This is a genomic window from Streptosporangium sp. LJ11 (assembly GCF_051918945.1).
Taxonomy (GTDB): Bacteria; Actinomycetota; Actinomycetes; order Streptosporangiales; family Streptosporangiaceae; genus Streptosporangium.
Window position 1 is genome coordinate 21,193 of record NZ_JBPXMB010000004.1, and the last position, 18,144, is coordinate 39,336.

The following is an 18,144-nucleotide window of genomic DNA, read 5'->3' on the forward strand; positions in this document are numbered from 1 at the left end:
CCGGATCCGACACCGAACACGGGACCGGACACCGGGGCGAACTCGGGGCCGAACCCGATGCCGAACTTCGGTGAGGTGGCCACGCCATGAGCTGGATTCTGATCGTGCTCCTCGGTGTGCCACTCGCCGGAGCCGCCGCGCTGCTCGCACCGTTCGGGTCGGACGTCGCGGCCAGGGGTCGGCTGCTCAGGGTGCACGGCCTGGTCGTCTCCGGCCTCACGTTCGCGCTGTCGGTGGTGCTGGTCGCCGCGTTCGACTACGGCGACGCCGCTCGGGTGCAGTTCGCGACAGACCTGGCCTGGATCCCCGGCCTCGACCTCAGATTCCACCTCGGCGTGGACGGGATCTCGCTGCCGCTGGTCGTGCTGACCACGCTGCTGACCTTCCTCTGCTTCGTCTACCTGTGCAGGGGGCGCGCCGACCGCCCCGGGCAGCTGCTCAGTCCCCGGCCCGGTGGCAACCGGCCACGGGCGCTGGTGTTCACGCTGCTCGTCCTCGAAGTGGGCATGATCGGCACCTTTCTCGCGCTCGACCTGTTGCTGTTCTTCGTGTTCTTCGAGGTCGTCCTCATCCCGATGTACTTCGTGATCGCCATCTGGGGCGGGCGCGCCCGCCGGGCGGCGGCGATCAAGTTCATCCTCTATACCCTGCTCGGCTCGGTGGTCCTCCTGCTGGGCCTGTTGCTCATCTGGTCGCAGACCGGCACCCTGGACATGATCGCCCTCGCGCGGGCACGGGGAACGGGCATGTCACCCGCTGTGCAGACCATCGCCTTCCTGGCCGTCGGCATCGGCTTCGCGGTCAAGACCCCGATGTGGCCGCTGCACACCTGGCTGCCCGACGCCCACACCGAGGCGCCGACCGTCGGTTCGGTGCTCCTGGCCGGCGTGCTGCTCAAGATGGGCACGTACGGCTTCGCCCGCGTCGCGATCCCGATCCTGCCCGATGGTGCCGCCGCGACGGCCCCGTGGCTCGGGGCTTTCGCGGTGATCGGCATCGTCTACGGCTCGCTGGCCTGTCTCGCCCAGCGTGACCTCAAAAGGATGATCGCCTACTCCTCGGTCGGCCACATGGGTTTCGTGCTCCTGGGCTTCGCCACGCTCACTCCGGCCGGAGTCAACGGTGCCCTGTTCGGCAACATCGCCCACGGTCTCATCACCGCCCTGTTGTTCTTCGTCGCCGGAGCCATCAAGGAGCGCTACGGCACCTCCGACATGCCGGCCCTCGGCGGTGGCATGCTGACACGCCTTCCCCGCCTCGCCTCCCTGCTCACCTTCGCCTGCGTCGCCTCGCTCGGGCTGCCGGGACTGGCGGGCTTCTGGGGTGAGATGCTGGCCCTCCTCGGTGCCTTCGAACCGGCCGCGGGTCTGTCGCGCCCCCTCTACCTGGTCTTCATGGCCCTCGGAGGTCTCGGTACCGTGCTGACCGCCGCCTACTTCCTGCTCATGCTCTCCCGCGTCACCCACGGCCGGGGCACCGAGACCGTCCATGTCCCGGTCCTCGCCGCGGCCGCCGCGGGCGGCCTGCCCTCCACGGGACCGACCGGGGAGGAGGGTGATCACGACGGTGGTGCCCCCGCCGGCGAGGCGGGGGAGAAGGAGGGCCCCCTCATGGCAACCGTCGGCGGGGGTGGCGCTCCCCCTCCGGCGACCCCGGCGACCCCGGCGACCCCGGCTGCTCTGGGGACTTCGGGGGGTTCGAGGGTAGGGGCGACTTCGGGAGTCGCTTCGGGGGCGACGGGCACGGGCAGATCGCGCATGCCCGACGTCTCGGGCCACGAACTGGCCGCCTGGGTGCCGTTGATCGCGTTGATCCTGCTGTTCGGGCTCTGGCCCAAGGCGCTCCTCCTCCTCACCGATCCGGTGGTCCGGACCCTGGTGGGCGCGCCGTGATCCAGTCGATCGACTACTACGCGGTCGCGCCGCCCCTGATCCTCGCCCTCACCGCAGGGCTCGTGTTGCTCCTGGACGCCTTCCTGCCCCGCAGGCCGTACGTCCGGACGGCACTCGGCGCGGTCACGTTGTCCGGGGTGATCGCCGCCCTGGCAGTAGTGATCTCCCAGGCCGTACGCGCCGGAGAGCCGCTGAGAACCTTCTGCGTGCCAGAGGGGCTGCTCGGCTCCCCCCGCGCGGCGATCGGCGCCATCGCTCCCCCGGTCACCGGGCCGAAGGCGCCCACGGCCGCCGTGGCACCGTGCTCGTTCGTGGTCGACGACTTCACGCTGGTCTTCGCCGGGCTCGCGCTGTTCGCCGGGATCGTGGTGGTGCTGCTGTCGGCGGCCGAACTCTCCTCCGGGGACATCCCCGTCGGAGAGTGGTACTTCCTGCTGCTCTGCACGCTGGCGGGTGCCGTCGCCCTGCCCGCCTCCCGTGACCTGATCATGCTGGTGGTCGCACTGGAGCTCGTCTCGCTGCCGGTGTTCGCGCTCACCGCGCTCAAGCGTTACGACGGCCGGAGCTCCGAGGCGGCGGTCAAGCTCTTCCTGGTCTCCGTGGTCTCCACGGCGGTGATGCTCTTCGGGGTCTCCCTGCTGTACGGAACCACCGGCACCGTCTACCTCGACCGCATCGCCCACGTTCTACGACAGGACGTCCCCGCCGCCACCGGCCTCGGGCCCGGCCAGGGGGACATCGGCGACGGCGGCGCCTACGAGTCCTCGCTGCAGATCGCCTACGACCTGCCCGCCGTGGTCACCGTGGCCGTGGTCCTGGTCCTCGCCGGGTTCGCCTTCAAGATCGCAGCGGTGCCGTTCCACGCGTGGGCGGGTGACGTCTACCAGGGCGCGCCCATCCCCGTCGCGGCGCTTCTCTCCGTCATCTCCAAGGCGGCGGGGTTCGCGGGGCTGATCCTCATCCTGGTCGTCGCCCTGGGCGGCCTGGGGGCCACCTGGATCCCGCTGGTCGCGATTCTCGCCGCGCTGACCATGACCGTCGGCAACCTCCTGGCCACGCGCCAGCGCCACGCCGTGCGGTTGCTCGCCTGGTCCTCCGTCGCCCAGTCGGGCTACATCCTCGCTCCCCTCGGCATCAGGAACGACGAGGCGATGAACGCCTCGGTCGCCTACCTGGTCTTCTACGCGGCGATGAACCTCGGGGCGTTCGCCGTGGTCACGCTGGTGTCGAGGAGGTCGGGCAGCGGGGAACTGGACGACTACCGGGGTCTGGCGTTCCGGAGCCCGGCGGCCGGGCTGGCACTGGCCTTCTTCCTGATCTGCCTGGCGGGCCTGCCCCCGGGGCTGGCCGGGCTCTTCGCCAAGATCGTGGTGTTCCGGGAGCTCCTCGGCGGAGGCGGTGGCTGGCTGGCGGCCGTGATGGCGGTCAACACCGTCGTGGGTCTCTACTACTACGTCGCCTGGGTCGTGCGGATCTTCACCCCGGCCCCGGTGACCGAGAGCCCTGCGATCGGGGGCGCCATGGCGGGCAGCGCTGTGATCGGGGGTGCTGTGACGAGGGAAGCCGTGATCGGGGGTGCCGTGCCGGGCGGTGCCGTGACAGGAAGCGCCATGGCGGGCAGCGTCGTGCCGGGCAGCGCGGAGACGGGTGGCCGCGGCACCGGATGGATACCCGCGAGTGTGGCGGTCGCGGTGGCCGGGATCGTCGCGATCGCGTTCTCGGCCGCTCCCCAGCTGGTCCTCGACCTCGTCCCCGCGGCGCTCATCGCCGCGGGCTGAACCATCCGGGAACGTTCGACCTGGCCGGAGACGTTGTCACAGGTGAATCAGCATCAACCGAAAGGGGGGTGTAGTGCACCACAACGGTCTGCGTACCGCGGTCCTTCTCGGCGCACTGTCCGCGGTGATCATCGTGGTGGGGGCGTGGTTCGGAGGCGGCACCGGCGTGCAGATCGCGGTCCTGGTCGCGCTGGCGACCAGCGGCGTCGCCTACTTCTTCTCCGACCGCATCGCGCTGTCGGCCATGCGCGCCCGGCCGGTGGGTGAGGTGGAGCAGCCGCTCCTCTACCGGATCGTGCGCGAGCTCTCCACCGAGGCCCGCCAGCCCATGCCCCGGCTCTACGTCTCGCCGACCATGCAGCCCAACGCCTTCGCGACGGGGCGCAACCCCCGCAACGCCGCGGTGTGCGTAACCTACGGGATCACCCAGCTCCTCGACGAGCGCGAGCTGCGCGGGGTCATCGGGCACGAGCTCTCCCACGTCTACAACCGCGACATCCTGATCTCCTCGGTGGCCGGCGCGCTCGCCACGATGATCACCTACCTCGGCTATGTCGGCTTGTTCTTCGGCGGCGGTGACGAGGACGAGGGCCCCGGGTTCATCGGTGCGATCCTCATGATCGTGCTCGGTCCGGTCGCGGCCGGAATGATCCAGATGGCCATCTCCCGCTCCCGTGAGTACCAGGCGGACGAGTCCGGTGCCCGGCTGACGGGCGATCCGCTGGCCCTCGCCTCGGCGCTGAGAAAGATCGAGATGGGCACCCGTCAGCTGCCCCTCCCGGAGAACGGCCGGATCGCCTCCGCCTCCCACCTGATGATCGCCAATCCCTTCCGCGGCGCCGGGATCGGCCGGATGTTCTCCACCCACCCGCCCACCGCCGAGCGCGTCGCCCGTCTGGAGCGTATGGCCGGCTACCGCCGCTGACCCCGCGCTTCCCTGCCGCCGTGAGCCCCTACGGTCCGTGACGGATCAGGGAGCCAGTCCCGTGACGATCGGGTTGTGGACGGACCCGGGCACGACGAAGCCGCTCACCCGTTCCGTGCCGCCCGACTCCTGATCGACCCGATACCAGGTGTAGCGGGTGCCGCCCCCCTTCCTGATCCTGCGCGGGGTGACCGTCTGCAGGTCGAGACGGCCCGCGCCGTTCCAGCGCATCCGGGTCGGAGTCCTGTTGACGGGTACGGCGATGGGATCGTGCCTGGGGATGCCGCCGGTGGGCACGTTCCACAGGCGGATCCCCGCGTCACGTGCCGTGAAGTGGGCGACGGTCTCGCCGTCCGGGCCGAGCGCGCCCCCCACCGGAACGCGCCCCCGCTCGGTGAAGGGCGACATCGAGTAGATCCCCGCCTGGAACGTGTCGTCCACCACGAGTACGAACTTCGCGTCAGGGCTGAAACTCCACGGACGCAGGCCAGGTGGCACCGGGATGCTCTCCCCGCTGTACGTGTCCAGGATCCGATGCTCCCAGCCGATGCCCAGCACCACGTACCGCCCGCCGGGAGAGAGATCGACCCGTGCCGCGCGCATGGCGTTCGACCACATCACTCCCGGCACCGCGCGCACCTCGCCGGTGGCCACCTCCCGCACCACCAGCGCCCCACCCCGCCGCTGGAAGTACGCGACATACCTACCGTTCGGCGACAGGGCCAGCGGTGCTCGTTGCCTCCCCACGGAGAACACCCGGGCGTCGGGGAGAGTGATCACCCCGCCGCCGCGTACCCAGAGTTTCCATGGAGCGCAGACACACCCGTCGAGTCCCGCGTACCGGACCGGAGGTCTCACACCTCCGGCCTTCGCGGGAACGCCCGCCCCCATGACCATGGCGACCGCGCCGACGCAAACGCTCAAGCGGCAGAACAACCCCACTGAGGCCCCCCGAGTCTTCCGGACATACGGGGGGTGTCCGTCGCTTACCGGCTTACTGTACGCCCAGGGGGAGGCCGACCGGCGGTGTCGCCGTGAGTGTCATCCGATCGGGGGGAGCGAGCGGAAACCCCTCCGGTGCAGGCGAACGGACCGGCCCCCGCGAGGGCCGGTCCCGGGGCGGCCACCGGCCGACCGGCTCAGGAGTGCTGCGTGACCGGGTCGGTCTCCTCCGCGGAAAGGCCGGGGATGCCGTCGATGCTCTCGCGGTTCTTCCGCGCCCGGTGGGTGCGCCGCTGCTGGACGTCCTTGCGTTCCGCCCACTCGTCCAGCAGCGTCCGGTCCTTCTCGAAGGACATGAACGGTACCGAGAAGCCGCAGGAATCGGAGATCCGGTCACAGTCGACGACGACGATCGACCGCACGCCCGGATGCGGGCCGAAATTCTTGATCAGTGTTGCGAAGTCGGGGTTCTCCGGTACGACGACACGGCCGGTGCCGTACAGGCGGAGGATGTCGGGAGGGCCGGAGAAGGCGCAGAACATGACCGTGATGCGGCCGTTCTGGCGGAGATGGGCGATGCTCTCCACTCCACTGCCGTCCAGGTCCAGGTAGGCGACGGTGGTGTCATCGAGGACGGCGAAGGTGTCGGCGTATCCCTTGGGGGACATGTTGACGTGGCCGCCCTGCTCGGGAGCCGTCGCCACGAAGTAGATCGGCTGTGCTCCGATGAACTCACGCAGCCGATCGTTAATCCTGTCATGAATTTTCCCCATGAACAGGACGATAATTCTTTATTGTTCGCCGGTTGGCGCCGTGTCCAGTAGTTGCCTTCGATCGGGAGGGTTGTACCGGAATCCAGACAGCTCGGCCTCGGCAGCACGGCCGCTCCGAGCCGGCCCACCGCAAGCAGATCCGGCCCGTACTCCGGGGCGGCGCGGTCGCCATGGATCGAATCTTCGGAACCCGCGTCAATTCCCGGCACGGTTACGCTCAACACCAGCCCGAACCGGCGGCTGGAGTCAGCCCGTAGAGCCTCCATCGAGCCCGGATCGCTTCAAAACGATCGAGGGCGTCACCGGCACCCACCGTGGCCCTGCTCGAAGGGGAGGAACTGAGGCTGATCGGCGTGGTGCTCCGGACCGCATGGTGGACGATCTCCTCAGGAGTGCGAGTCTTCGCCGGCCCACCCTGCACAGGTACCCCAAGCGGGGGAGACCGCGTCGCTCACCTCCAGCGATGTGAAACGGGTGAGCGGCCGGGGCACAAGAGAGCCTCTTGCCCCGGCCGTATGCCCTGGATGTGCCCTCCCCGGAGCAGTAAGGTCCTGAAACCACAGGTCAGAGCCTCGGTTTCCCTTCTGCTAGCGGTAGTTCGAGAACTGAAGCGCGATCTCCAGGTCCTTACCCTTGAGAAGGGCGATGACCTCCTGCAGCTCGTCCCTCTTCTTGGAACTCACCCGCAGTTCCTCGCCCTGGATCTGGGCCTTGACGCCCTTGGGCCCCTCATCACGAATGATCTTCGAGATCTTCTTGGCGTGCTCCTGGTCGATGCCCTCCTTGAGGGTCACCAGAAGCCGGTACTCCTTGCCGGACAGCCTGGGCTCGTCCGCGTCCAGGATCTTGAGGGAGAGCCCCCGCTTGATCAGCTTGTCCTTGAAGACGTCGAGGACCGCGTTGGCGCGCTCCTCGCTGTTGGCCTTGATCTCAACGGCCTTCTGACCGCCCGACCAGGCGATGGTCGCGCCGGTGCCCTTGAAGTCGAATCGATGTCCGACCTCCTTGACCGTCTGGTTCAGCGCGTTGTCGGCTTCCTGGTGGTCGATCTTGCTAACGATGTCGAACGATGAATCCGCCAAAGCTCAATCCCCTCTGACCTGCTGGAACTATCAATCGCCGCCCGGCTCCCGGAAGCCACGGATCTCGAATCGCGGTGGCGCCCGCGAGCCGGTTCGATAGACGCGTACGTAACCGATCAGCCTAGCCAGCATCTCCCGCCGATGCCGAGGCGGAAGCGTGTCCCTCTCCCGCCATCAGCGGGCCCTGTCCACTTCAGCGTGTCTCGTTTCCACTCCCGCCCTCCCGCTCGCCTTGGCGTGTCCCCGTTCCTTCAGTTTCCTCGCACCGCCCTCCGGCCACCCCTCGGAACCCCCGCCATTGAGACCTGTCCCCCCCGACGCCGCGACGCCTCTGGCGTCACTTCCTCCCCGGAGAACACCGGCACAAGTGGCGACATGCGTACCAAAAGTCCTGATAGGAGTGGGTATCGGGAGGTGCCCCGCGTCGATGTCACGTCACACCCGGAAGTCCGCTATTCTTCTTCCTGTCGCCGCCGCAAGCGGAGGACATGGCAGGTTGCCCGAGTGGTCAAAGGGAGCGGTCTGTAAAACCGTCGGCTCAGCCTACGCAGGTTCAAGTCCTGCACCTGCCACCAGCAGAAACAGCAGCTCAGAGGCCCTTCGGGGCCTCTTTTGCGTTTCCGGGACATGCAGCCGCAGGCAGCCGGAAGCAGCCGCATGTCAGCGCTCGCGGGATATACGCGGGATGGATCATGAGGCATTTCCCCAGGTCGCGCCGGGCGTTGCGGGACATGCGCGGGATGGACCCCGGAACGCCGAAAGGGCTCCGGGAGTGTGTCCCAGAGCCCCACAGCAGAGGTGATCTTCACGCGGCCAGCGCGTCATCAATCCTCCGGTTGACTGTCTCCTCCTGGCCGTCGATGCACTTCGCGTAGACGCGGAGGAGAACGTCAACGCCGTGACCGGCCCGCCTGGCGATCTCCGGGGCGGGAACCCCGGCGTTGAGCCAGAGCGACACCGCCGCGTGCCGTAGGTCGTACGGCCTGCGAGCCAGGGGAGAGGCGGCCTGTTCCGGCGTCAGCGCGAGGAGCCGAGCCGCGGCCCACACCTCGGTATAGGCGGTCGAGGCGACCACGCCGCCGCGCTCGCTCTGGAACAGCCGGCCATCCTTGGCGGTCCCGAACTCGTCGAGGTGCTCGCGGAGGATCCTCACCAGGACGGGAGGGATCGGGACAGGCCGCGTGTCCTCCTGCGCCCGATGCTTGAGCCCGCGCGCCTCGTGGGCATCCCCGGAATCGGTCCACCGGGTGTTCACCTCGGGACGGGAGACATCGAGGCTGAGCCGACCCCAGCCGGTTGCCGGAAGACGACAGTCCTGCTTGCGCAGCGCGACCGCCTCACCCGGCCGGATGCCCGCGTAGTACATGCAGGCGAACAGCGCCATGAGCCGACGACCACGGCCGCGCCTGCCCACGTAGGTCACCATGGTCAGCAACTCGCGAACCTGCTCGGGGTTGACGACCACGCGGGGATCGACCGTCTCGGCGACCTTCACCGGCTTCCAGCGAACTTTCGTCACCGGGTTCGCGGGCAGTTCCTCCAGCTCCACCGCGTACTGAAGGGCGTTGTAGAAGACGGCCCGCTTACGCCGAATCGTGTTCGCAGCCGCCGCCTTGCCGTTGAGGAGCAGGGCGAGCGCGTCGAGCCCGGCCCGGACGGTCTTGGCCTCCTGAAGCTCCGAGAGAGGCACAGACGCCTTGTCGAGCCAACGCAGCGCCTTGGCGATCTCAACCGGCCGCGCCTTGTCCCGAGCGTTGGGAGGCAGCGCGTAATGACGCAACGCCGCACGAAGGACGGAGATCTCTGGCTTGCCGGGGATGTCTCGTGTCAGCGCGGGGACCACCGTCGCCAGGGCATCGGTCATCGCGTCCCGAGTCTTGGCCGCCGCGTGGGGCCACTTCATGTCGATGTAGGCCAGGACGAAGGCGTACCAGTTCTGCGCCTCCTTGGCCTGGATCATCGACTCGGGGAGGCCCGTCTCCATGTCGAAGGCTTCGCCCCGCTTGGCCGCCTGACGCAGGTCGGACAGGAAGTTCTCGCCGAGAGCCTTGGTCCGGTAGCTCTTGGACTTCTCCCGGCTACCCACCTTCCACCGGACCTCATAGGACGCGGCCTTGCTGGACTTGTTCCGGCGGATCTCCCAGAACTTCACGTCGTACGAGGTGTTCACGCCGCCTCCCGGAGGCTCTCAAGCCACGCCTCGAACTCACTGCGATAGAGGCGGATCTCGTCGTTGGGCAGTCGCAGGCCGCGGGGGAACTTGCCGATCTCGCGCCAGCGGTAGAGGGTCCGGACGGAGATCCCGCCGAGCCTGTCGAGGATCTCGGGGACGGTCATGAGCTTGTCGTCGTCCTTCTTCTTCACGCCGCCTCCCTGATTGCCGAAAGGTCTTGTCCGATCGCCTTCTCTTGGAGTGCGAGAAGGGTTGCCCGCCAGCGCTGGCGTTCGGCGACCATGCGCAGCAGTCGCAGGGCCAGAGAGGGGATGTCGCTGTCACCGGCCGGGACGGGCTTCCAGACGTAACGGTGCGGATCGGGGACCTCATCGGCCAGGCCGAGCGCCTCCATGACCCAGGTACGGCGGTCGCGCTTGTGCTCGGACAGGGTCTTGTTGGACCACTTACGGGACACCAGGACGCGACGGCCCGCGTAGCCGAGGTGTTCGGGCTTGTGCGCCTTGCTCCGGCACCGGCCCGGAGTCATGCCCTGCTTGGCGCCTTTGGGCTGCACGCCGTACCGCAGCCAGTTCGGGCAGGCCGGAGAGCAGGGTTCGTAGCGGAGTGCTTCGGCCATCCGCGCGGCATGCGCTCGCTGAGCAGGGTTGTCAGGGTCGAGGGCGTCGCCGAGGCTCTTGGTCAGATACTTCGACAGGTAGCGGATGCACTGGTCGGCATCCGGGGTGCCGGACAGGACGCCCTGAACATCGACTTGAGAACCGAAGCGGACCACATGCAGGGGTTCGGCCTCGTCGTCGGTGCCGAGCCGGTCGAGCGCCTGAGGCCAGGTCGGGAGGAGTTCCCCGGTGGCCGGGTCGAGGTAGTCGCCGGTCTGTCCGTCTGGATAGGTCTCCTCGTCGGGGAGGTCGGCCCGCTGCGTCCACACCGGCAGGTGATCGCCGTCGAACTTGACCTCATCGACGGACGGCCACCACACCTGGTGATAGGTCGCCGCCGTGATCTGCTTGATCTCAGCGCGAGGCATGGTGCCGCGGACTGCCATGTGCAGGTGGGGAGCGAGCCGTTTCTGTGGTTCGACGGAGGAGAAGTACTGCACGTCATAGCCCGCGACCCGGCGAAGGTTCTGCACGAAGCGGTCGACGAGCTTGGAGAAGTGCAGCGCGTCCCGAGCCGCCCGCGTGTAGTCGTAGGCGCCCGGATCGACGGGCACGCCTTGCCCTGCCCGGATCTTGCCGTACGAGGGAAGCGTGAGGGTGAGGAACAGCGACGGCCGGTAGGTGGTTCCGTCCGAGCCGGTGAAGGTCCGCCCGAGCGTGGTGTTCTGCCGGACCCGCTTGGGGAGATCGGGGGCATCCTGTCGCCGCCGGGTCGAGCGGTTGCGCTTGCCGGCAGCACGACCGAGCAGGGTGCCACGCATTCCGGCAGCGTTGATCTCGTCGTCCAGGCCGGTGAGGATCGCGTCCAGGTCGGCGGTGTCGTCGCCGGCCTTTTCCGCGGCATCGCGTTGGGCCTGCATGTCGGCGCGGAACTCCACCAGCCAGACCTGTTCCTCGTTGGGCTCATCCGGGGTGATCGAAGGTTCGGCCTCCAGGTGCCAGCCTTCCCGGCACTGGGCCATCCGCAGGTAGCGGTTGCGCCGGGCGCAGGAGGGACACTTGGCCTCCATGGTGGCCCCGCAGGGCACGTTGATGTCCTCGGTGAGCCCGGTGTGGGTGTCCAGCCGACGCAGGACCACCGGCCGGATGCACACTCCGTTGTGCTTGGCGATCTCCACCGCCACATCCAGCGCGAGCGGCATCCTCTGACGTTCGGCGCGCGACAGGCCGCGGTCGTTCGGGTTGCTCACGCGCCCTCCTCGTACGTGTCGCCGGGGTCGAGGAGCGCGCCCTGTCCGCACTCGCGACACTCGACCAGGCCGCGGATCAGGTCCAGCCACAGCGTGTTGACCGCGTGGCAGGCAGCGCAGCGCAGGCCGTCGAGGATGTAGGCCAGTTCAGTCACGGTCGTCCCTCTCCCGCACTTCGGACAGGTCGGCCACCAGCCGGAACATGGTCTGGTACGGGTCGGCGGTGACGCGGACGTTGAACAGCTCGAAGGCCAGGACGGGCTGAGTGTGGTGCGGTCCCAGGGCGGCGAGGACGGGCCGCTCGCAGAGGCGGGTGATCTCCTCGTCGGTGCCGTAGAAGCAGACCCTCACGCGGTCACCTCCATGGCCATCGCGCGGATGTCGCTGTCGGAGACGTAGGCGGCACGGACCCGGATCGGGTCGGGCGAGGTCTCCAGCCGGACGTAGCCGATACCGGCACCCTGCTCGGGGATCGGGGAGATGTGATCGGCCAGTGCACCGCGATCCCGAGCACCGTCGCCGAGCACCATGTCGACCTGCTCGGACTCGTCGAGGCGGAGCGCGATCTTGTCGGGGAACAGGTTGCGGATGTTCATGACCTCCTTGCGCGGGTCCTGGAGAGCTGCCAGGACACCGAAGCCGACCGCGCGACCCTGCGTGGTGAGCGTCGCCAGGGCGGCGGAGATGCGGAGCTTGAGACCCTTGTCGGACTGGTAGGCGGTCAGGAACGCCACCTCGTCGACCACCACCAGGACGAACGGGTCATCGACAGAGGGAGTGTGGGAGCGCTGGAGTCCGGCGTAACGGTCGGCCCGCTCCTGCATGATCTTCACCGCGGCTTCGAGAAGATCGGCGCAGTCGGCCGGGCTCGCGGCGTAGCGGTCGCCGAACAGGTCGCGCCCGTAGGACAGCTCCATCCGTTTGGGATCCAGCGCCCACACCTGCGCCAGGCCCGCATGCGTGGCGGGCAGTAGGCCGCGGATCGCCGACCAGATGACCGAGCCCTTGCCCGCCCCGGTGGCACCGGCGACCAGGACGTGCGTGCCATGGACCTTCAAAAACCAGGGGGTGCCGTCCTCGCACTTGCCGACCTCCACCGGTCCCACCGATGCCTCATCCGGGACCGGTACGGCCGGGAGCGGAGTGGCGAGGGGATCGCGGCGAGGGAAGACGAGCAGCAGTCGGCCGGAGCGTGCGATGGAGACCCGGCAGGAGCGAGCGCCGAACCCGTGGGCGAGGTGCTCGGTGCGGTCGGCCCAGTCTTTGACCGCCTGCCCGGTGAGCATCCGCACCGTGACCACGTCGGCCCACGAGGTGCAGGTGACGCGGACGACGCGAGGCAGGTAGTCCCGGCCGCGTAAGTGTCGTCCGAGTCCGGAGATGATCATCACTGGTTGCCAGTGCCGCTGGTAGACCCACACCAGCCGCCACCAGGCCAACAGATGCCAGCCCAGCAGGCGAAGGAACGAGGGACGAGCGAGGAAGAACCAGGCGGTGAGGCTGAGAGGTGGCATGGTGACGAGGCCGAGGCCCCAACGCCAGCCGTACCAGTAGGTGACTGCAACGGGAGTGAGCGCGACGGCCGAGGCGATGGGGTGGCGCCACAGCAGCCGCAGGGCACCGGCCAGCAGCCGCCACGCGAAGATCACAATGGTGACGATCGCCGGAGTGCGGAGGACGGCCGGGCGGAAGACGACGGCGGTATCGGGGGTGGTGGAGACGAGGTTCTGCGCCTCGTCGCCGGGCAGTTTCTTGAACATTAGGCTGGGGGCCTTCCTTGAATTCGCGTGAGAGGGAGAACCGAGGGGCCGCCGGAAGTTGGCGCTTCTGGCGGCCCCGCTTACGTGTCAGGCCGCGACCTCACCGGACGGTGTGGTCTGGTCGGTGGGGTTGGGCGGCTGTTCCGCGTGGAGGCGCTCGCAGTTGGCCAGGTAGCGCGCGGAGGCGGTGAAGATCTCCCGCGCGAGGGTCACGTCCTGCTCGGTGACCGGCCCGCCGCCCGTGGTGGTGACCGTCATGTGTGCCTCAGTGCTGGACAGGGCCAGGAACGGTCGCTCCCCGTCGCCCCCGAACGCCTTGGCCGACATCTCCGAGGTGCAGAAGGAGACATCGAATCGGGTGACGCCCTCGTGAATCGACGCGGTGACGTAGGTGTAGGGTTTGTGTTCGCTCACGCCGCCACGTCCTTACCGGCCGTCTCCTTGACCGGCGCCGGAGCGCTCTGCCGAGCGGGAGCCGTGGCGGTGCGGGGAGGACGCATCGTGGTTGCTCGGATGGACCAGGCCAGGCGTCCGGTGTTCTGGTTGACGTAGGCGGTGGCGGTCATGCCGTCGAACTCCACCGGCACGAACGGCAGGCCCGGCAGCGCGGCCGGAACGACGGGCTGGATGGGGGACAGGATCTTGACCGAGACCGTCTTCTGGCCGGCCTTCACGGTCGGGTCGGCGTCCATGACGGCGACCTGCCACACCAGCTCTCCGGTGTTCTTGTCCTTGGCGTAGACGGTGCGGCCCTTGGACGAGGCGTCGAAGTCCTTGACCTGCTCGACCTCGCCGACGATGAAGCAGCCATGCGGGAAGACCTGTCCGAAGTGGACGGGGATGGGGCCTTGGATGGCCATGTCGGGTGTTCCTTTCACTTGGACGGCCGATGTTCGGTCGTCCACTTGTCCGATTGAGTTGAGAGTAGCCCACGACAACTTGTCCGCACAAGTGAATGAGTAGATCGGCGGAGAGAGGATGGCCATGTGTTCGGGACTGCCTCTCGGACGTCCTAACGGCGCTCGGTGCTCAAGGAGGATGCGCGATCATGTCGGTCATGGCCTCCATGACTTCGCCGGAGCATGACACCGCCGAGAACAACCGGATCAAGGTCTGGTTCCAGTTCGTGCCGCGAGAAGGCTGGCTTCCCTACAGCACCGAAGGGATCTGGGCTACGCGGCTCAGCGAGGACACCGCGCGCCTGGAGAACGTCCCTTTCCTACAGGAAGGGGTGGCCGAGGGAGATGTCGTGCGGTTCCTTACCAATGCCGATGGTCTCCACTGGTCCACGGAGCGCGTGGAGGCGTCGGGAAACTGCACCGTTCGGGTCCTGCCCGTTCCTAGCGGTCCACTCGGGACAAGCGCTGAAGCCGTGCACGAGCGGTTGGCACCGTTCGGCCTGGGGGGAGAGGTCTTCAGTAAGGAACTGCCGCTGGTCGCCTTCAACGTGCCGGCTGCCGCAGAACTCAGCCAGATAAAGACGCTGCTGACACGTGGCGAGGAAGACGGTTGGTGGCATTTCGAGGCTTCCTGTGTCACAGATGCCTGGCACGACGCCTAACTAGCTCACCGGGTAGACGTCCTGGAGCTCGTGAAGGTCACCGGGGAGCGCCACGCTCATCACTAGGAGCACGGCCCCGGCAGCATCATGCACGCTGGCCAGTACACCCATGACGGGCTTTGAAGAGCCGAGCAGCTCAGCCTCTTCCTTGGTGGGGTTGCGCGCGGTCAGCCGCTCGGTGACGTGGTCGAAGCGCAGATGCTTCACCGCCTGGAGGTGATGGCGCACCCCGCGCGCGAGCGGTTCGGGCTTGTCGACGTCGGTGCCCAATGCAATCTCCAACGGGAACCACAGGGTTTCCACCGCAGACAGCCGACCACCCTGTTTGGCCACTCGTCGACGCGAGATGACTGGGGTCTTGTCCTCAACACCGAGAAGGCGGGCGATGTGGCGAGGAGCCGGAACACGGGCGACGTCGGTGACCAGGTCGCCGTTCTCGGCCTGCTCGGCCACCGCCAGCCCTGGCCGGATGCGATCGACGGCACTCTCGGGGCGGCCCTTCACGAACGAACCACGGCCGTGCTCACGCTCGATCCAGCCTTGCATGGCTAGTGTCTGAAGCGCCCGGACTACCGTCGTGCGGCCTACGCCGAACTCTCTGACGAGCTGCGTCTCCGAGGGCAGCATGTCACCGGCCGCGTACTGCCCGGCCTCGATGCGCTCCTGAATCGTGCCCATCACCTGGGCATACTTCGGAGGGGCGAAATCCTTGCTCATCTTAACCGCCCGATCACTCTTCCACTTGTCTGCACAAGTACAGTACCGGTTAAGAGCAGCCCTGTCAGGACCCGCGACAGCAGGAAACAACTACCTGGCCAACCCTGCCAGAACTCTGATCCACACCACTCGCGCCTGAGCAGGCGACCATGCGTCACTGTGAAACACGGTCACCTTCCCTTTGTCCTGAACCGTCTTACGAATGAACGACAACCCGCCCGCATCGCACAATTCGTAAAACGTCACCCGATGCTCATGACAGGTCCAGGCCACTACCCGAACCCGCCCGAAACGCCGCGACCTGTGCCAGGCCAAAGGCATGCATCCTGGAGCGGCCGGAACGAGATGCTCGGACAGGCATGACATTCCCCGTCGAGAGAAATCCTCGCTCACGATTCCTGCCGCTCGAAACGCACCGAACCGGCCAGGTCCACGGTGGCGTGAAAGATCACCTGTCGTGACCAGTCGCCCGGCGCCAGGCCGAAGTCGTAGAGCCGCCGCGTGATCCGCCCCCACAGCGCTGGTTGCGGATCCATCCTGCGCAGTGCCTTGCGCAGCTCGTCCATCGAGGTCGCCTGCCCCGAGCTGGTGCCGCACGGTCCGAGCCGGTCGACGCCCTCGGAGGCGAAGACCTCCCACTCGAACATCTCGACAATGGGCTCGGGGCCGTCGCAGTACAGGCAGTCCTCCTGCGAGGAAACCGCACCTCCCAGAAACGAGGTCGCGACATGTCCGCGCCGCGTGACGATCTTCCAGCCGCGCCCATCGCATTCATCGCACTTAACCGGTGTTGTCATACCGGAAAGGATCGATGGAAGAACTTCTCAGCCCTATCCCACGCGTATATTCCACCAAGGCATATAGGGTCTCGACATGTAGCGACGCACCACCTCGGGAACCGACATCCGGAGGACGGAATGAACGGGAGCGCTTTCGAACCGATCAAGATCCCAACCGAAGCATGGGACCGTGAAGACAGCAGAGAAATCCTCAAAAATCGCGACGTAGCAGGACTTTTCAAACTCGCCGCGAAGTACGCAGGCGCCAGCCAAGTGGACATCGGCGCGGCAACCGGCCTGTCCCAAGGACGCGTCAGCCGGATCAGCCACAACCAGTCCCACATCACCGAGCTGGACGTCTACGAGCGCATCGCCACCGGTCTCGGCCTGCCCGATCACGCCCGCATGCTCTTCGGCCTGGCCCCCCTCGACACCGCATCCCCAACCGGCAACTACGGCGACCACCACCAGGAGCAGAGCGAGGAACTGACAGCCCGGATCAAAGCAGCCGCCGCCATCGACCCCACCATGGTCATGATCCTCACCACCGACACCAACAATCTGCGCCTCATGGACCGCCGACTCGGCGGCATCGCCATCGCCGACAAGATGCGCGCCCAGATCTCCCACGTTGAACACGCCCACCGCCACGCCGTACGCCCCGGCATCCGCGCCCAGCTCGCCCACGTCCTGGCCGAGACCGCCTCACTGGCTGGCTGGCAGGCCATCCACACCGGAGCGCTCAACGACGCCTGGAACCACTACGAGCACGCCAAAGCCGCCGCCCGCGAAGCCGACGACCCCGCCCTCATCGCCTACGTCTCCGGCGAACAGGCATACGTCCTGATGGAACTCGGCCGCCCAGCCGAAGGCACCGAACTCCTCCAGTACATCCACACCACCTACCGCGACCGCATCCCCGCCCGGTTACGCACCTGGATGTCCGCAGCCGAAGCCGAAGGCGCCGCCATCCTCGGCGACGAAACGACCTGCCGTACCGCCCTGGAACAGGCCGCCGCACTCCTGCCCGACGGCGACGCCGACCCCGACATGCCCTACCTGTCGGTCAACGCCCACCACCTGGCACGCTGGCGGGGGAGTTGCCTGGTGCGCTTCGGCGATCCGGGAACCGTCGAGGACCTGCGCTCCGCACTGGCCGGGATGGACGGCACCTACAACCGCGCCGAATCCGGCGTCCGCTGCGACCTGGGCCACGCCCTTCTCGCCCGCGGAGAGCCCGACGCCGCCCAACCCCACATCCAGCGCGCCCAACACCTCGCCACGATGACCGGATTCAGCCGGCAACGCCGACGCGTCGAGGAACTCGCCCGAGCCGTCAGCCGCTCGTTGCGCTGAGCCGATCCCGCGCCGCGAACAGACCGATCAACGTCCCCGACGTCCAGATGTCACCGCGGGCGATCATCGCCGGGATCTCCGCCATCGGCACCCACTCGATGAGATCCGCCTCGATCTCGCCGGTCGGGCTTCCGACCAGATCGGCACCCCGCACCAGGAAGAGACTGTGCTCGGAGTCGACCATGCCCGCCATCGGCTGGTAGGTGATCAGAGGCTCGATCTCCTTGGGCCGGTACCCCGTCTCCTCCTCCACCTCACGGGCAGCCGTTGTGATCGCCTCCTCGCCGGCGTCGACCAGGCCGCCGGGAAGTTCCCAGCCCCACCGGTCGAACAGGAACCGGTGCCGCCACATCATCAGCACTCTGTTCTGCTCGTCGACCACCACGGCGATCGCCGCCCGATCCAGATGCACCGCGTGATGCTCGAACCGCTCCCCGTCCGGGATTGCCACGTCAACGAGCCCCAACCGGATCCACCGGTTGTCATAGATGAGCCGTTCCCCGTGCACGATCCACCGCGACCGCTCTTCGTTGGTAGCCACACAGCGAAGTTACAGG

19 protein-coding genes and 1 tRNA gene are annotated in these 18,144 nt (G+C 67.7%); 6 read left to right on the plus strand and 14 right to left on the minus strand.

Going from position 1 to position 18,144, the window contains the following annotated elements:
• Positions 1–86: 86 nt before the first annotated feature.
• From ACTOQ3_RS06990 to htpX, 3 genes are all read left to right on the plus strand, one after another.
• Positions 87–1,892, plus strand: a complete 1,806-nt coding sequence (locus tag ACTOQ3_RS06990; RefSeq protein ID WP_440082587.1) for a complex I subunit 4 family protein — start codon at positions 87–89, stop codon at positions 1,890–1,892.
• Entirely contained in the window at positions 1,889–3,670 is a 1,782-nt protein-coding gene (locus ACTOQ3_RS06995; RefSeq protein WP_440082588.1) for an NADH-quinone oxidoreductase subunit N, read from the plus strand. Before ACTOQ3_RS06990 ends, ACTOQ3_RS06995 begins: the two co-directional genes overlap by 4 nt.
• Before the next feature lie 73 nt (positions 3,671–3,743).
• Positions 3,744–4,595, plus strand: a complete 852-nt coding sequence (htpX, locus tag ACTOQ3_RS07000; protein ID WP_362698260.1) for a zinc metalloprotease HtpX — start codon at positions 3,744–3,746, stop codon at positions 4,593–4,595.
• A gap of 45 nt (positions 4,596–4,640) precedes the next feature.
• Here htpX and ACTOQ3_RS07005 read toward each other — a convergent pair whose 3' ends face one another.
• The 3 genes from ACTOQ3_RS07005 to ACTOQ3_RS07015 all read right to left on the minus strand — a co-directional run bounded on the left by ACTOQ3_RS07005 (position 4,641) and on the right by ACTOQ3_RS07015 (position 7,392).
• Positions 4,641–5,519, minus strand: a complete 879-nt coding sequence (locus ACTOQ3_RS07005) for a hypothetical protein (RefSeq protein WP_440082589.1) — start codon at positions 5,517–5,519, stop codon at positions 4,641–4,643.
• A 215-nt stretch (positions 5,520–5,734) separates the two neighbouring features.
• Complete coding sequence (locus tag ACTOQ3_RS07010; RefSeq protein WP_440082590.1) at positions 5,735–6,310, minus strand: pyridoxamine 5'-phosphate oxidase family protein; 576 nt, start codon at positions 6,308–6,310, stop codon at positions 5,735–5,737.
• Positions 6,311–6,897: 587 nt separating this feature from the next.
• The gene (locus tag ACTOQ3_RS07015) at positions 6,898–7,392 is read right to left on the minus strand and encodes a YajQ family cyclic di-GMP-binding protein (protein WP_350969089.1); all 495 of its coding nucleotides are present in this window, start codon (positions 7,390–7,392) and stop codon (positions 6,898–6,900) included.
• Between the two features lie 490 nt (positions 7,393–7,882).
• Between ACTOQ3_RS07015 and ACTOQ3_RS07020 the strand changes: the two genes are divergently transcribed.
• A tRNA-Tyr gene (locus ACTOQ3_RS07020) sits at positions 7,883–7,967 on the plus strand.
• A 230-nt stretch (positions 7,968–8,197) separates the two neighbouring features.
• Here ACTOQ3_RS07020 and ACTOQ3_RS07025 read toward each other — a convergent pair.
• The 8 genes from ACTOQ3_RS07025 to ACTOQ3_RS07060 form a co-directional block, all read right to left on the minus strand.
• On the minus strand, positions 8,198–9,562 hold the full coding sequence (locus ACTOQ3_RS07025; protein ID WP_440082591.1) for a tyrosine-type recombinase/integrase: 1,365 nt from the start codon (positions 9,560–9,562) through the stop codon (positions 8,198–8,200).
• The gene (locus ACTOQ3_RS07030; RefSeq protein ID WP_362515482.1) at positions 9,559–9,729 is read right to left on the minus strand and encodes a helix-turn-helix transcriptional regulator; all 171 of its coding nucleotides are present in this window, start codon (positions 9,727–9,729) and stop codon (positions 9,559–9,561) included. Before ACTOQ3_RS07030 ends, ACTOQ3_RS07025 begins: the two co-directional genes overlap by 4 nt.
• Positions 9,730–9,752: 23 nt before the next feature.
• A complete protein-coding gene (locus ACTOQ3_RS07035; RefSeq protein WP_440082592.1) occupies positions 9,753–11,414 on the minus strand; it encodes a replication initiator in 1,662 nt (553 codons plus the stop codon).
• Positions 11,411–11,569 carry a hypothetical protein gene (locus ACTOQ3_RS07040; protein ID WP_440082593.1) on the minus strand — a complete coding sequence of 53 codons (159 nt, stop codon included), beginning with the start codon at positions 11,567–11,569 and terminating at the stop codon, positions 11,411–11,413. The genes ACTOQ3_RS07035 and ACTOQ3_RS07040 overlap by 4 nt, the downstream gene beginning before the upstream one ends.
• Positions 11,562–11,765, minus strand: coding sequence for a hypothetical protein (locus ACTOQ3_RS07045; RefSeq protein ID WP_440082594.1), 204 nt, complete (start codon positions 11,763–11,765; stop codon positions 11,562–11,564). The genes ACTOQ3_RS07040 and ACTOQ3_RS07045 overlap by 8 nt, the downstream gene beginning before the upstream one ends.
• Complete coding sequence (locus tag ACTOQ3_RS07050; protein ID WP_440082595.1) at positions 11,762–13,174, minus strand: FtsK/SpoIIIE domain-containing protein; 1,413 nt, start codon at positions 13,172–13,174, stop codon at positions 11,762–11,764. The genes ACTOQ3_RS07045 and ACTOQ3_RS07050 overlap by 4 nt, the downstream gene beginning before the upstream one ends.
• An 87-nt stretch (positions 13,175–13,261) precedes the next feature.
• Entirely contained in the window at positions 13,262–13,588 is a 327-nt protein-coding gene (locus ACTOQ3_RS07055) for a hypothetical protein (protein WP_440082596.1), read from the minus strand.
• The gene (locus tag ACTOQ3_RS07060; RefSeq protein WP_440082597.1) at positions 13,585–14,034 is read right to left on the minus strand and encodes a plasmid replication, integration and excision activator; all 450 of its coding nucleotides are present in this window, start codon (positions 14,032–14,034) and stop codon (positions 13,585–13,587) included. Before ACTOQ3_RS07060 ends, ACTOQ3_RS07055 begins: the two co-directional genes overlap by 4 nt.
• Positions 14,035–14,222: 188 nt before the next feature.
• Between ACTOQ3_RS07060 and ACTOQ3_RS07065 the strand changes: the two genes are divergently transcribed.
• Positions 14,223–14,735 (plus strand): DUF4265 domain-containing protein, encoded by a 513-nt coding sequence (locus ACTOQ3_RS07065; protein ID WP_440082598.1) that lies wholly within the window; start codon positions 14,223–14,225, stop codon positions 14,733–14,735.
• Here ACTOQ3_RS07065 and ACTOQ3_RS07070 read toward each other — a convergent pair whose 3' ends face one another.
• Positions 14,736–15,452 carry a GntR family transcriptional regulator gene (locus ACTOQ3_RS07070; RefSeq protein ID WP_440082599.1) on the minus strand — a complete coding sequence of 239 codons (717 nt, stop codon included), beginning with the start codon at positions 15,450–15,452 and terminating at the stop codon, positions 14,736–14,738.
• Positions 15,453–15,841: 389 nt separating this feature from the next.
• The gene (locus ACTOQ3_RS07075; RefSeq protein ID WP_440082600.1) at positions 15,842–16,249 is read right to left on the minus strand and encodes a hypothetical protein; all 408 of its coding nucleotides are present in this window, start codon (positions 16,247–16,249) and stop codon (positions 15,842–15,844) included.
• Between the two features lie 255 nt (positions 16,250–16,504).
• Here ACTOQ3_RS07075 and ACTOQ3_RS07080 point away from each other — a divergent pair, with 255 nt between their 5' ends.
• Positions 16,505–17,587, plus strand: a complete 1,083-nt coding sequence (locus ACTOQ3_RS07080; RefSeq protein WP_440082601.1) for an XRE family transcriptional regulator — start codon at positions 16,505–16,507, stop codon at positions 17,585–17,587.
• On the opposite strand, the gene ACTOQ3_RS07085 is transcribed toward ACTOQ3_RS07080, so the two are convergent.
• Positions 17,568–18,128, minus strand: coding sequence for an NUDIX hydrolase (locus ACTOQ3_RS07085; RefSeq protein ID WP_362698215.1), 561 nt, complete (start codon positions 18,126–18,128; stop codon positions 17,568–17,570). The genes ACTOQ3_RS07080 and ACTOQ3_RS07085 overlap by 20 nt on opposite strands.
• Positions 18,129–18,144: the final 16 nt, after the last annotated feature.

Excerpts from the sequence above, each read along its gene's own strand:
- ACTOQ3_RS06990 (WP_440082587.1), top strand. The coding sequence starts at position 87 with ATGAGCTGGATTCTGATCGTGCTCCTCGGTGTGCCACTCGCCGGAGCC.
- ACTOQ3_RS07010 (WP_440082590.1), bottom strand. The coding sequence starts at position 6,310 with ATGGGGAAAATTCATGACAGGATTAACGATCGGCTGCGTGAGTTCATC.
- ACTOQ3_RS07030 (WP_362515482.1), bottom strand. The coding sequence starts at position 9,729 with ATGACCGTCCCCGAGATCCTCGACAGGCTCGGCGGGATCTCCGTCCGG.
- ACTOQ3_RS07050 (WP_440082595.1), bottom strand. The coding sequence starts at position 13,174 with ATGTTCAAGAAACTGCCCGGCGACGAGGCGCAGAACCTCGTCTCCACC.
- ACTOQ3_RS07060 (WP_440082597.1), bottom strand. The coding sequence starts at position 14,034 with ATGGCCATCCAAGGCCCCATCCCCGTCCACTTCGGACAGGTCTTCCCG.
- ACTOQ3_RS07065 (WP_440082598.1), top strand. The coding sequence starts at position 14,223 with ATGTCGGTCATGGCCTCCATGACTTCGCCGGAGCATGACACCGCCGAG.
- ACTOQ3_RS07070 (WP_440082599.1), bottom strand. The coding sequence starts at position 15,452 with ATGAGCAAGGATTTCGCCCCTCCGAAGTATGCCCAGGTGATGGGCACG.
- ACTOQ3_RS07075 (WP_440082600.1), bottom strand. The coding sequence starts at position 16,249 with ATGACAACACCGGTTAAGTGCGATGAATGCGATGGGCGCGGCTGGAAG.